We start from the raw sequence: 12818 nt of genomic DNA, 5'->3' as shown, positions 1-12818 counted from the left end.
GGAGATCCCGTGCGCCCTCGTCGTTCCCTCGCGACGGTCGTCGGCCTTGTCGCCACGTCCGCCCTCGCCTTGTCGGGCTGCGCGTCCGAAGCTCCGGCCGCGGACGGCGCCACGCCGTCGGGCAACGCTTCCGGTGCGACCGACGAGTTTCCCCTGACCATCGAGCACGCCCTCGGCGAGACCACCATCGAGGAGGCGCCCGATCGCGTCGCCACGTGGGGCTGGGGCTCGACCGAGGCCGCGATCGCCGCGGGCGTCTACCCCGTCGCCGTCGCCGAGCAGACCTGGACCGTCGGCGAGGGCAACCTCCTGCCGTGGGTCGAGGACGCGTACGACGAGGCCGGCGTCGCGCACCCCACCGTGCTCACCGACGCCGAGGCCGGCGCGTCCGTGCCGTACGAGGAGTTCGTGGCCGCCGAGCCCGACCTCATCGTCGCCCCGTACTCCGGTGTCACGCAGGAGCAGTACGACCTGCTCAGCGAGATCGCGCCGACGGTCGCGTACCCCGAGACCGCGTGGCAGACGCCGTGGGACGAGATCATCACCGCGACGGCCGACGCCCTGGGCCGGAGCGCCGCGGGCGAGGCCAAGGTCGACGAGATCAACCAGTACCTGGCCGACGAGGCGGAGGCGCACCCCGAGTTCGCGGACAAGACGTTCGCGGCGATCGTGGACTCGCCTGAGGAGGGACTGGTCTACGTCTACAAGTCGGGCGACCCGCGTGCCGGGTTCCTCGAGGGCCTCGGCCTGGAGACCGCCGCGTCGGTGGACGAGCTCGCGCCCGACGACAGCGAGTTCTTCTACACGCTGTCGTACGAGGAGCTCGACAAGCTCGAGTCGGACATCATCGTCGCCTACACGTACACCGAGGAGGAGGCCGCGGCGCTGCCGGACAAGAAGGAGCTGCAGGCCCTGCCCGCCGTCAAGGACGGCATGGTCGTGCAGCAGGTCGGCACCATCGCGGTCTCCGCCGTGTCCCCGCCCACGGCCCTCTCGGTCCAGTACCCCGAGGGCATGCCGACGCTGGTGAAGTCCCTGTCGGACCTGCTCAAGCAGTAACCCCATCCGTCGAGTGCTGGGTATCTGCGGCCGAACACCGGTTCGGCCAACAGATATCCAGCACTCAACGAGCTACTTTGCGGTGGTGGGGGTGTCCAGGGCGCCGCCGTAGCGGCGGTCACGCCGCGCGTACTCCTCGACGGCGCGCCAGAGGTGCCGGCGGTCGACGTCGGGCCACGGCTCGTCGAGGAACACCATCTCCGCGTACGCCGCCTGCCACAGCATGAAGTTGGACGTGCGCTGCTCCCCGGACGAGCGCAGGAACAGGTCCACGTCGGGCAGGTCGGCCAGGTACAGGTACTTCTGCACGGTCTTCTCGTTGACCCGCTTCGGGTCCAGCCGGCCGGCGGCGGCGTCCCGGGCCATGGCCGCGGCGGCGTCGGCCAGCTCGGCCCGCCCGCCGTAGTTCACGCACATCGTCAGGGTGCAGAGGTCGTTGTCCTTGGTGCGCTCCTCGGCCTCCTGGAGCACGTTGATCACCGACTTCCACAGCTTCGGGCGACGCCCGGCCCAGCGGATCCGCACACCCCACGACGCCATGACGTCGCACTGGCGCTGCATGACCTCCTGGGTGAAGTTCATCAGGAAGCGCACCTCCTCGGGCGAACGCTTCCAGTTCTCGGTGCTGAACGCGTACGCCGAGACGTACTCGACGCCGACGTCGACGGCTCCCGCGACGACGTCGAGCAGCGACTTCTCACCCGCGCGGTGCCCCTCGATGCGGGGCAGACCGCGGGCGTTGGCCCACCGTCCGTTCCCGTCCATGACGACGGCGACGTGCCGCGGCACGAACTCCTTCGGGATCCGCGGGGCCTGGGCGCCGGACGGGTGCGGGAAGGGCGCCACCAGCTCCCGGCGCGCGTCCCGGGCCATCAGCGCTCCACCATCTTCAACGATCGCAACGTTCTCTCCAGGTAGTACTGGCCGTAGGCGGCGACCAGGCCGCTCGCCTCCTTGCGGTGCCGCGCGTCGGACGCGTCGGCGGTCGCCCAGTCCCCGGCGAGCAGCGAGGACAGGAGGGCGAAGGTCTCCGGCGCGGGCGCGGTAGAGCCCGGCGGCCGGCAGCGCGGGCAGACGGCGCCACCCTGCGCGACGTTGAACGAGTGGTGCGGCCCGGGTTCTCCGCAGCGCGCGCAGTCCTCGAACGACGGCGCCCAGCCCGCCACCGCGAGCGCGCGCAGCAGGTAGGAGTCGAGCACCAGGTTGGCGTCGTGGTGCCGCTCCGACAGGGCGCGCAGCCCGCCGGCGAGGAGCCAGTACTGCTGCACCGCCGGCTCGTGCTCCTGCGCGACGAGGCGGTCGGCGGCCTCCAGCATCACGGTGCCCGCTGTGTACAGGGCGTAGTCCTCGCAGATGCGGCGTGCGTACGCCCCGATGGTCTCGACCTGCGTCACGGTGTCGAGCCCCATGCCGGGCCGGGGGCTGCGGCCGGTGTGCAGCTGCACGTCGACGGCCATGAACGGCTCCAGCCGCGCCCCGAACTTGGACGACGTGCGCCGTACGCCCTTGCCGACGCCGCGTACCTTGCCGTGCTCCCGCGTCAGGAACGTGATGATGCGGTCTGCCTCGCCCAGCTTCTGGGTGCGCAGGACTATCGCGTCGTCTTGGTACAGGGGCACGGCACCATCATCCCAGGTCCGTCTGACACTCCCGCCACCGGTCGACCGCGCGCCGAGCGGGTCGCGCGGTCAGTGCCCGACGAGGGTCAGTGCTCGACGAACCGTGTGCCGTCCGGGGTGAGCTCCGGCTCCCACACGAACCGGTGGATCACGTGCTTCTCGAGCACGCCGCGCGCGATCAGTGCGACCGTGCCCCAGATCGCGAAGAGCAGCACCGTCTGCAGAAAGTTGTTGCCGATCTTGTCGAACCCGCTCAGGGCCAGCGTGGGGATCAGGAACATCAGGCCGAGGAACGCGGGCAGCAGGTGCACGCCGACCCACTGCACCACCGACAGCAGCTCGATCCGGCGTTCGGCGACGACGCCGTGGTAGTCCATCACGTTGACCACGTGGTCCGCGCGCCACTTGGCGACGTGCCGGGCGACGGTCCACTGGGCGTCCCTGGCGTCGAGGGCGGAGCTGCCCGTCGGCAGCCAGATCCCGAGCACCTGGTGGATCTCCGCAGGGGTCAGGTAGCCCTTGTCGAGGATCGACAGGCTGTGCACGGGAGGCTGCCGCGTGTTCGTCGGCAGGACCAGCGCGGCGAGGAACAGCAGCATGCCGCCCGTGCCGAGCAGCCCCACCAGCGCGTCCGGGAGCCACGGCAGGAGCAGGGTCGCGGTGGCGAAAGCCAGCGCACCGAGCAGCGCGCAGACTATGCGGTTCTTCATCGTCATGGTGAGTAGGACTTTACCGGCATCTCACCCTGCCGGGGTGCGGAGATCCGGCAGCCGGTCAGAAGAACGAGGTGTCCCGCCTGCTCAGCGGGCGGGACACGAGCCGCCAGGCGCAAACCTGCAGTGCGAGGGCCAGCGGCACCACGACGGCCGCGCCGATCCCGTACGCGCCCATCGTCTCCGGGGAGATCCCGCCCTCGACGAGCCGGGGCCACGCCACGACGGCCGTGCCCACCACGGGAGCCACGATCATCACGGAGGTGACGATCACCGGCAGCGGGCCCGTACGGCGCCGACGCCACGCGACGACCGCGGCGGCGTGCAGGCGCGTGACCACCACGGCGACGATGCCGAGGACCAGCGCCGCCAGACCGCTCCCCCAGGCCGCGCCGAGCAGCGCGCCCCAGCTGCCCGCGAGCACGATGCTCGCCACCACGAGCAGGATGTCCCAGGCGTCCCGCCAGACCCGCTTGAGCCGCCTGCTGCGCAGCCAGATCGCCGCGTCGCGCAGCACCCACGACACGATCAGCGCGACCGCCACGGGGGACGCCGCGTCGACCAGGTCCGCCCCGGCGTACGGGAACACGCCGACGAGCACGGCGAGCGCCGCCACGAGCCACACCTCACCAGGCACCAGCATCGGCGCGACGGCCCCCAGCACCACGCGCCGTTCGGCGGGCGCGCGCCGCCGGTCGCTGCCGTCGTGGTTACGCTCCTGGAGCAGGGTCGCACCGGCCCCCTGGACGGCTCCGTCGAGCAGCACCCAGCCGGCCACCAGCACGGTCAGGAGGACGGCCCAGGCCGCTGGGTTCATCGGGCCACCTCCGGCTCAGGCTCGTCGCGCACGGCCAGCGTAACGAGATCCACACCGACGGGCTGGTGGGAACGCGATCGTGTTCGCCTCTACGCGCGACGCGAACACAACCCCGTCCTCACAGTCTTCATCAAACAACATGATCTGTTGCCATATGATCTCATGTGGATGTGATTGACATCCATCCCCAACTTCTTCAGCTTGCGCGTCGGCAAGCAGGGCTGGTCTCGTCCGGACAGTGCGACGCACACGGAGTGACCAACGGGCGCCGACGCCGGCTGGTGGCGACCGGTCGCTGGCAGCGGGTGACCCGGGGCGTGTTCGACACGGGCTGCTCGGAACCCGGCCTGCACCCGTACGACCGGAGCCGGCTGCGCTCGGCCTGGCTGGCGCTGCTCGCCTACCCGGGTTCGGCCGCGGTCGGCGCCTGTGCCCTCGCGCTCCTCGGCGTCGCGGGGCTGCCCTCTGCCATCACGCCGGAGGCCGCGTTCGCCAACGGGTCCGGCCGCGAGTCGCGGGACGGGATTCTCCTCCGACAGTATCGAGCGTTTCCCCGCGTGGCCGTGGGCGACCATTTCGCAGCCGAGCCGGCACATGCCCTCGCGCAGGCCCTGCCGCAGCTCGACCGCGAGCACGGGGTGGCGGTCATGGACTCACTGCAGAACAAGCGGATCCTCACCCCGTCCGGCATGCGAACAGCCCAACGGCTCGCCGAGAACCGGCGGTACCGCACCACATCGCGCCCGTGGTGGGGCCAGCACGACGGGCGGTCGCAGTCCCCGGTCGAGACAGTCGCACGGTTACGCCTGATGGATGCCGGGATCGGCCCGGACGACCTGCAACGGGATCTTTTCGATGCCACGGGACAGTTCCTCGGCCGGGCGGACCTGGCTTGGCATCTCGGGACGGGCCGCTGGCTGCTCGTCGAGGTCGACAGCGACGAGTTCCACTCCTCGCCGGAACAGGTGCGCCGGGACGCCGTCCGCCAGAACAGGTTGCTCCGAGACGGTCGCCACGTGCTGCTCCGGTTCTTCGCCCGGCAGGTCCACGAGGGCACCATGGTCGGCACCGTCCGATCCGTGCTGGACCGCGAGGGCTGGGTACCGGCCCGCCCCATCCCACCACCCGTCCGGCGGCGATGACCGAGAACGGGGTTGTGGCCGCCCCTCCCGGGTGAAACGAACGTAACCCCGTTCTCGTCAGTAGCCCGCGCGGGTGGCGTGCGCCTGCCATGCGGCGAAGGGTTCTTCTGCACCGGGGATACGGTGCTCGGTCACGGGGCTCGGCCACGTCGAACGGTCGCGCGCGAACAACTCGTAGAACTCGCGGTCGTCGAAGCCCGCCTCGTCGGCGTCGTTGCGGTTCGCGGCGAACACGACCCGGTCCACGCGGGCCCACAACGCCGCCGCCACGCACAACGGGCACGGCTCGCACGACGCGTAGAGCGTGGTGCCGGCCAGGGAGAAAGTGTTCAGGGCCCGGCAGGCGGCGCGGATCGCCACCACCTCGGCGTGCGCCGTGGGATCGAGGTCGCGGGTCACGCGGTTCCCTGCGGCCACCACCTCGGCTCCCGCCCGCACGACGACGGCCCCGAAGGGGCCACCGCCGTCGGCCACGTTCCGCGTCGCGACGTCGACGGCGCGGGCGAGCCAGACGTCGTCGTCGGGTGTCCCGGACCGGGGCTCAGGTTCGCTGCCACTGGGATGGACCACTCCCCGATGCTCCCACACCGGCTGCCCGCGACCGGCGCCGCTACCTGGCCGTCGAGGAGGCCACGAGCCTTCCGCCGAGCAGCGTGTCGGTCACGGCCCCGGCGTCAGGGTCGTAGACGAACAGGTCCGCGGCGGCGCCCTCGGTGATCGTTCCCTTGGGCCGGTCCCCCCGGTCGAGGCCGACGAGGGTCACGGTGGTCGCCGACGTCCAGCGGGACACCTCCGGCACCGCGACGCCCCGGCTGTGGGCTGCGGCGGCGAGGGTGACGAATCCCGGAAGGCCGGAGCCACCGGTGCGGGCGGTCGCGCCGGCCGTACCGACCACGCTCTCCAGGATCCCCTCGCGCAGACCGTCCCAGAGAGCGTCCTGGTCGCCCCGGTCGCGGAGTGGCGGGCAGCACGTGGAGGTGGCGTTCCCGCCGCCTGCTTCTCCGGCGGCGGGCACCAGGTGGTGGTAGCAGGTCTCGGCGGTGACGGGGAGCCCCTCCTCCTTCGCCTCCGCGAGCAGGTCGAGCACCTTCGCCGAGGACACGTGCAGCAGGTGCGTGCGGGCGCCCGTCTCCCGCACGGCGTCGAGCAGCGTCCCCACCGTCGCGTCCTCGGCAGGCGCCGCCAGCAGCCCGTCGAACCGGACGAGGCGATCCAGCGCGGCGAGCAGCTCGTCCGGCGCGAGCGTCGGGAGCCCGGGGTCACCTGAACCGGCGACAAGGCAGGTGAAGCCCACGACGCCCGCCTCGTGGAGCGGTTCCAGGTCGTCGACGTTCCCCGGCACGGCGGCACCCCAGAAGGAGACGTCGCAGGACAGCTGAGCCGACGCCGACCGTGCCGCCGACTGCTTCACGCGCAGCGCCTCCACCGTGGTGGTCGGCTCCGCCGAGCGCCACGGCAGGTCCACGATCGTTGTGACGCCGGCGTGCGCGGCTGCCGAAGCGGCCGACGCGAAGCCCGCCCCGCCTGCGCCTGCGCCTGGTGCGACGTGCACGTGCGTGTCGACCGTGCCGGGCAGGAGCATGCGATCGCCCAGCCGCCAGGTCGAGGGAGCAGGGGCGGCCGGAGCACCGAGCATGTCGTCACCGGCAGCCGCGATCCGGTCGGGGTCCGAGGTGCCCCACCAGACCTGCGCGATCCGGTCGCCCTCGACCCGCAGGACCGCCGGGCGCAGCTCTCCCTCGACCAGTACCCGCTCGGAGCCGATCAGCTTGCTCATACGAAGGTCCACGGGACCAAACCTATGGTTCCGTCGCGGGCTCGCGCCACGCGCGGTCGGCGGCGTCCAGCACGCGTGGATGTCGGAGAGTACGGCGATGCGGGTCGCCCACGTGAGACTAGCGGGCCGGCGGCCCCGCTTCGCCGGTGCGCGGGTCCCGCGCCTCTGGCGGCACCGTCCCGCCCGTGCGCGGGTCGTAGGTGTCTCGTGACGTGGTCCCGCCCGTGCGCGGGTCGTAGGTGTCTCGTGGCGTGGTCCCGCCCGTGCGCGGGTCGCGGACGTCGGGCGGCATCGTCTCCGTGGTGCCGGGCTGGTCGACGACGCGGGCCGGGGCGGGCCACACGGCGATCAGCAGGCCGACGAGGGCGCTGCCGAGGTGCAGCCAGTTGTCGGCGTGGTTGATGTTCAGGTAGTTGATCTCGGGGTTGTCCACGGCGAAGAGCCCGTAGACGAACGCCGCGCCGTAGCCGATCAGGAGCAGCCAGCCGAAGGTGCGCGCGCTGGCTGACCGGGACCACGCGCCGATTCCCAGGATGCCGATCACCAGGTGCACGATGTTGTGCAGCGGGTTGATGGCGAAGCCCAGCAGCGCCTGGTCGGGGTCGTGCTCCGTGAAACCGGCCATGTCGAACCCGGTCACGAAGAAACCGGCGATTCCCACCAGCAGGTAGACGATGCCGACCACGAGGGCAAGCCACTGATGGGCGCCGCGGCGGCGGCGAACAGCCGTCGTGTGCGTCATGATGCTTCTCCCGTCCGTCCGGTACCCGTACTTCTGCTCACCGTCACGCCGTCCGGGTCCACTCGCACGTGGACCGGGTCAGACGTCCTCGCCGGGCCGCTGCCGCGGGATCATCCCGGCCTGCGCGTAGAGGGTCCGCAGATATTCCAGGAGCTCGTCGGCGTCGGGCGGCTCGGGGCGCAGGAGCCGGTAGATGACCGCGCCCACCGTCATGTCGATGAGCGCCTCGATGTCGGTCTCCGCCGGCAGCACCCCTTCCGCGACGGCGCGCGACAGCGCCAGGTGCGCGGTACGGCGCCGGGGCAGGATGTGGTTCTTCCAGAACGCCGCCATCACACCGGGGTGGGTGACGCTGGAGCCGAAGACCTGGGCGAGCATCGCGCGGTACCCGGGCTCGGCGAGCGTCCGGGCGCTGACGGGCAGCGCGTCGGCGAGCACCTGGGAGATCTCGGCGTACGACAGGTCGGCCAGGTCGTCCGGTCCCGGGCTCGGGATCTCGCCGCGGGCCGACTCGACGGCCGCCGCGATGAGCTCGTCCTTGCTCCCCCAGCGCCGGTAGACCGTGAGCTTGCCGACGCCGGCCCGCCGCGCGATCTGCTCGATGCTGGTCCCTGCGTGGCCGTGCTCGGTGAACAGCTCGAGCGCCGCCCGCAGGATCGCCTCGTCCGTGCGGGGGTCCCGCGGCCGCCCACGGCCGCGGCGCACGTCGGCGGCGGTCAGCGGATCCTCCCGGTCCGCAGGAGCCCGGCCAGCCACGGCGCCGACGCCGCCGGGTCCGCGCCCCGCCAGGCCAGGTGTCCGTCGGGCCGCACGAGCCAGGCCTCCGCCACGCCGTCGCTCCGGGCGAGCCAGGTCGGCTCGACGCCGTCCGCCGCTACGTCATCCGCCGGGGACGCGGTGCCGGACGGCGGGGACGCGGTGCCGGACGGCGGCACGAGCAGTGCCCAGCGTCCGCCGAGCTCGGCATACAGGCGGGTGGGTCGCCCGTCCAGGTGGGCGCAGTCGAGGTTCGGCACCCGGTCGCCGGCGCACGGCCGCCGCCCGAGCCGGGCGGCCACCCGCTCCGCGGGCCCCACGCCCAGCGGCCCGGACCGGTAGCTCACCCAGAGCTGGGAGGTGGTGAACGTGGCCCAGCGCTGGACCCACCGCAGATTGAAGAGGCGGATCAGCACCTGGTCCCGCAGAAACCTGCCGACGGGGCTGCGCGCCACGTTGACGCGTGTCACGTTCGCGGTGCCGCGCAGCACCTCGGTGGCCAGCGGGCGCCGTTCGTCCGCATACGTGTCGAGCAGCGCGTCGGACGCCCGGTCGCGCGCCACGAGGGCCAGCTTCCAGGCCAGGTTCTCGGCGTCGCCCAGACCGGTCAGCATCCCCTGCCCACCGAACGGTGCGTGGGCATGGGCGGCATCCCCCGCGATGAGCACCCGGCCGTGCCGGTAGCGGTCGGCCAGCCGCCGGTGGATGGTGAACTCGGACAGCCACTCGGCGTCCAGGATCCTCGTGTCGTGGCCGGTGCGCTCGGGCAGGATGGTGCGGAACCGGTCCAGGATCTGCTCCTCGGTGAGCCGGCTGCGCCGCCCGTAGGCGTCGGCGGCCCTGCGCTCGCCGGTGTCGGGCGAGGTCTCCAGGGCGGCGCTCCGCGGGTCGTACGCGATCAGGCGCCACAGGTCGGCCCGCCCGCCGTCGTCGGGCATCGGCATGGCGCCGAGCATTCCCGTCGGGTGCACCCAGCCGGAGGTCCCGGTCCGGTCCAGGTCCCAGTCCAGGTGCAGGTCGGCCAGCAGGAACCGTTCGCTCAGGCGCACCCCGGGTGCGTCGATGCCCACGGCACCTCGGACGGCGCTGCCGGTCCCGTCGCAGCCGACGACCCAGCGCGCCCGCACGGCCCGCCCGTCGCCGAGCTCGGCGCGCACGCCGTCGCCGTCCTGCACGAGCCCCTCGAACGGGGCACCCCACTCCGGTGTCACGCCCAGCTCCGCCAGGCGTCGCCGCAGCTCGCGCTCCACGAGGGCCTGCGAGACCACCATCGGCGGTGCCGCGGTGCGCAGCCCCGGGTCCCCGAACCGGATCCGCATCATCGGCCGGTCACCCAGGTAGGTGGTGATCCGCATCGCCCGCACCGAGCGCCGGGGCAGGTCCCCGAGCGCGCCGAGCCGGTCGAGCACCTCCGACCCGCGCGCATGCACGAAGTTCGCCCGCGACGTCGTCGCCGGAGCCGGCGCCCGGTCCACGACCCGCACGCCGATCCCGTGCAGCCGGAGCCCGCAGGCCAGGGCGAGCCCCGTGGGGCCTGCGCCGACCACGAGCACGTCGGTGACCTCGTCGGCCGCCATCACGCCTCCTTTTATTAACGAACCGGTACCGTTAACAAAATAGCGCGGCCGGACCGGCGTGGGAAGCCCCTCAGGCGAGCGCTCCGCCGGACGGCACGAGCAGTGACCGCACCGCCGCCCGGGCGGTGGCGAACGCGTCCGGCTGCGCCCGCGTCGTGTGCGCGACCATCGCACCCTCGTACAGCAGATGGACCTGCGCACCCACCTGGTCCGCCGTCGGCTGCCCTCCCTCGCGCAACAGCGCGGTGAACACCCCGAGCATGTACAGCTTGTCGGCCAGGATCACGGCATTGCCCGGGTGCTCGGTCCCGCCGATCTCGGCGTGGGCGTTCACGAACGCGCAACCGCGCCGGTTCTCCTGCGCCCACTCCTCCGCGATCTCGAGCGCCGCCAGCACCTGCCCGGCACCCGGCTCGAGCCCCGCCGCGCGGCGGACCGCGAGCCGTTCGTCGAACCACGCCACCCAGCGCTCGTGCCGGCGCGTCAGGTAGGCGGCCACCAGCGCGTCCTTGGAGCCGAACCGGTCGTAGAGCGTCTTCTTGGTGACGCCGGCCTGGTCGGCGATCAGGTCGACGCCGACGCCGCGGATCCCCCGCTCGTAGAACAGCACGGCTGCCGTGGCGAGGATCTTCTCGCCCGCCGGGGTATGGGGATTGGGGCTGCGTCGCGGCACTGGGGTCCCTCCGTCCAGGGTCGTGGGTACTGGCTCAGGTGCACTGGCTCAGGTCCACTGCGAGTATACCGACCTGTATGGTTACCTGCCAGCATGCGAACACGCCTCCTCCGATCCCTCGCCCCGGCGCTGCTCGTGGTGACGTGGAGCTCCGGCTTCGTGGGTGCCACCTTCGCCGCCCCGGTCGCCCCCGCCACCACCACCCTCCTGTGGCGCTACGTCGTCGCAGCACCCCTGATGCTCGTGATCGTGCTGCTGCTCCGCCGCCGGTACGGGCCGCGCTACCTGCGGCGCGAGGCGGTCCTCGGCGCCCTCGGCCAGGCTGGGTACCTCTACGGCGTGTTCCGCGCGGTCGAGGAAGGGCTGCCGGCCGGCACCGCCGCCCTCCTCGCCTCGCTGCAGCCGGCCCTCGTCGCCGTCGTCCTGTCCGGGTTCGGACGGCGAGGAGGACGCCGGCAAGCGGTCGGCCTGGCTGTCGGGTTCGCGGGGGTGGCGCTCGCCGTCGGGCCCGACGCCGTCGCCGGGACCGGCGTCGACGGGGCGCTCTGGGCGCTGGCGGGCATGCTGTCGCTCTCGGCAGCAGCCGTGCTCGGCGACCTGTGGCCGGCGCCCGACCGGGAGCGGCACGACGTGCTGGACTCCCTGGCTGTCCAGGGCGTGGTCGCGCTGGGGTTCTTCGGGCTGGTGGCGTTCGCGAGCGGCCAGGCGGCTCCGCCCGCCGACCCGTCGTTCTGGCTGGCGATCGCCTGGCTGGTGGGTCTCGCGTTCCTGGGCGGGTACGGCATGTACCTGTACGTGCTGCGCACGCGGGGCCCGGTGGCGGTGAGCACCTGGCTCTACCTCACGCCGGCGGTCTCCGCGGCGTGGGCGTGGGCGATGTTCGGCGAGCACCTGCCACTGCTCACGGTAGCGGGGTTCGCCATCAGCCTCGCGGGGGTGCTCGTCGTGCGGTCCCCGCGCGCACGCGCCGAGCCGGCGCCCTCCCCGGCGTCGGCCCGGTCTTGACAGATTGGTAACCCGCAAGTTACCAATTAACCGTGGATGTCTTCGCCGCCCTCGCCGACCCGGTCCGCCGCGAGCTGCTCCGTCAGCTCGCGGCCGGGCCGGCGCGGGTCGTCGACATGGCATCCACTCACCCGATCAGCCGCCCGGCCATCAGCAAGCACCTACGAGCCCTGGGTTCGGCAGGGCTGGTGGTCGCCGATGACGTCGGCCGCGAGCGGCACTACCGGCTCGACCGAGCCGGGCTCGCGCCCGTGTCCGCACTCCTCGCCGAGCTCGCCCCCGCACCTCCGATCGGCGAGCGGGCGCTCGACGGGCTGGAGCTCGAGGTGCGACGCGCGGGCCGGGACCGCGAGGCGGCCAAGGGCGCACAGCACACCGACGTCCCACCGCGCATCACCGAGGAGACAGCATGAGCACCAGCCCGACGGCCACCGGCCGAAAAGAGCAGCGCGCCGACGGCACGTACGTCGTCCTCACCCGCGCCTTCCGTGCCCCGATCGAGGACGTATGGGCAGCGATCACCGAGCCGGAGCGGCTGGCCCGCTGGATCGGGCGCTGGTCGGGCGACCCGGCGCAGGGCAGCGTGCAGTTCGAGATGCTCTTCGAGGGTGAGGGCGTCGAACCCGAGGAGTACACGATCAACGTGTGCGACGCGCCCGCTCGCCTCGAGCTCACGTCCCACATGGCCTACGACGAGCAGACGCCGGCGACCTGGCACCTGAAGCTCGACCTGGCCGAGGTGGACGGTGTCACCACGCTCACGTTCGCCCAGTCGATGGACGACCCCGCCATGGCCGAGAACGTCGGGCCCGGCTGGGAGTACTACCTGGACCGGCTCGTCGCCGCAGAGACCGGCGGCGACCCGGAAGCGATCGACTTCGGCGACTACTACCCTGCGCTGGCGGAGCGCTACCGCACGCTGTAGTCGCGCGTTCTAC

15 protein-coding genes are annotated in these 12818 nt (G+C 72.5%); 5 read left to right on the top strand and 10 right to left on the bottom strand.

What is annotated here, in order from left to right; translation table 11 throughout:
* The first annotated feature begins 9 nt into the window (after positions 1-9).
* On the top strand, positions 10-1059 hold the full coding sequence (locus ACFSL2_RS24670) for an ABC transporter substrate-binding protein (protein WP_377200368.1): 1050 nt from the start codon (positions 10-12) through the stop codon (positions 1057-1059).
* A 72-nt stretch (positions 1060-1131) separates the two neighbouring features.
* Here ACFSL2_RS24670 and ACFSL2_RS24665 read toward each other — a convergent pair whose 3' ends face one another.
* From ACFSL2_RS24665 to ACFSL2_RS24650, 4 genes are all read right to left on the bottom strand, one after another.
* Positions 1132-1932 carry an isoprenyl transferase gene (locus ACFSL2_RS24665; protein WP_377200367.1) on the bottom strand — a complete coding sequence of 267 codons (801 nt, stop codon included), beginning with the start codon at positions 1930-1932 and terminating at the stop codon, positions 1132-1134.
* A complete protein-coding gene (gene recO / locus ACFSL2_RS24660; protein ID WP_377200366.1) occupies positions 1932-2678 on the bottom strand; it encodes a DNA repair protein RecO in 747 nt (248 codons plus the stop codon). The genes ACFSL2_RS24665 and recO overlap by 1 nt, the downstream gene beginning before the upstream one ends.
* Positions 2679-2764: 86 nt before the next feature.
* Complete coding sequence (locus tag ACFSL2_RS24655) at positions 2765-3394, bottom strand: hypothetical protein (RefSeq protein WP_377200365.1); 630 nt, start codon at positions 3392-3394, stop codon at positions 2765-2767.
* A 58-nt stretch (positions 3395-3452) separates the two neighbouring features.
* Positions 3453-4208 (bottom strand): cytochrome d ubiquinol oxidase subunit II, encoded by a 756-nt coding sequence (locus ACFSL2_RS24650; RefSeq protein WP_377200364.1) that lies wholly within the window; start codon positions 4206-4208, stop codon positions 3453-3455.
* 164 nt (positions 4209-4372) lie between these two features.
* Between ACFSL2_RS24650 and ACFSL2_RS24645 the strand changes: the two genes are divergently transcribed.
* On the top strand, positions 4373-5350 hold the full coding sequence (locus ACFSL2_RS24645) for a type IV toxin-antitoxin system AbiEi family antitoxin domain-containing protein (RefSeq protein WP_377200363.1): 978 nt from the start codon (positions 4373-4375) through the stop codon (positions 5348-5350).
* A 57-nt stretch (positions 5351-5407) separates the two neighbouring features.
* On the opposite strand, the gene ACFSL2_RS24640 is transcribed toward ACFSL2_RS24645, so the two are convergent.
* The 6 genes from ACFSL2_RS24640 to ACFSL2_RS24615 form a co-directional block, all read right to left on the bottom strand.
* On the bottom strand, positions 5408-5920 hold the full coding sequence (locus tag ACFSL2_RS24640) for a nucleoside deaminase (protein ID WP_377200362.1): 513 nt from the start codon (positions 5918-5920) through the stop codon (positions 5408-5410).
* A gap of 40 nt (positions 5921-5960) precedes the next feature.
* Entirely contained in the window at positions 5961-7127 is a 1167-nt protein-coding gene (locus ACFSL2_RS24635; protein WP_377200361.1) for an amidohydrolase family protein, read from the bottom strand.
* Between the two features lie 118 nt (positions 7128-7245).
* Positions 7246-7869, bottom strand: coding sequence for a DUF4383 domain-containing protein (locus ACFSL2_RS24630; protein WP_377200360.1), 624 nt, complete (start codon positions 7867-7869; stop codon positions 7246-7248).
* 78 nt (positions 7870-7947) lie between these two features.
* On the bottom strand, positions 7948-8625 hold the full coding sequence (locus ACFSL2_RS24625) for a TetR/AcrR family transcriptional regulator (RefSeq protein ID WP_377200359.1): 678 nt from the start codon (positions 8623-8625) through the stop codon (positions 7948-7950).
* A complete protein-coding gene (locus ACFSL2_RS24620) occupies positions 8586-10202 on the bottom strand; it encodes an FAD-dependent monooxygenase (protein ID WP_377200358.1) in 1617 nt (538 codons plus the stop codon). The genes ACFSL2_RS24625 and ACFSL2_RS24620 overlap by 40 nt, the downstream gene beginning before the upstream one ends.
* Before the next feature lie 70 nt (positions 10203-10272).
* The gene (locus ACFSL2_RS24615; RefSeq protein WP_377200357.1) at positions 10273-10875 is read right to left on the bottom strand and encodes a TetR/AcrR family transcriptional regulator; all 603 of its coding nucleotides are present in this window, start codon (positions 10873-10875) and stop codon (positions 10273-10275) included.
* 93 nt (positions 10876-10968) lie between these two features.
* On the opposite strand from ACFSL2_RS24615, the gene ACFSL2_RS24610 reads away from it, so the two are divergent.
* The 3 genes from ACFSL2_RS24610 to ACFSL2_RS24600 are packed head-to-tail and all read left to right on the top strand — an operon-like array spanning position 10969 to position 12805.
* Positions 10969-11880 carry a DMT family transporter gene (locus ACFSL2_RS24610; protein WP_377200356.1) on the top strand — a complete coding sequence of 304 codons (912 nt, stop codon included), beginning with the start codon at positions 10969-10971 and terminating at the stop codon, positions 11878-11880.
* 32 nt (positions 11881-11912) lie between these two features.
* Positions 11913-12293: an ArsR/SmtB family transcription factor gene (locus ACFSL2_RS24605; RefSeq protein ID WP_377200355.1), complete on the top strand. Its 381-nt coding sequence runs from the start codon at positions 11913-11915 to the stop codon at positions 12291-12293.
* On the top strand, positions 12290-12805 hold the full coding sequence (locus ACFSL2_RS24600) for an SRPBCC family protein (protein ID WP_377200354.1): 516 nt from the start codon (positions 12290-12292) through the stop codon (positions 12803-12805). Before ACFSL2_RS24605 ends, ACFSL2_RS24600 begins: the two co-directional genes overlap by 4 nt.
* The last annotated feature ends 13 nt before the right edge of the window (positions 12806-12818 follow it).

The sequence above is a fragment of the Promicromonospora aerolata genome (assembly GCF_042682255.1).
In the GTDB taxonomy this organism is placed as follows: domain Bacteria; phylum Actinomycetota; class Actinomycetes; order Actinomycetales; family Cellulomonadaceae; genus Promicromonospora; species Promicromonospora aerolata.
The sequence above is the reverse complement of the archived record's forward strand: the minus strand, read 5'-3'. Positions and strand labels throughout refer to the sequence as shown.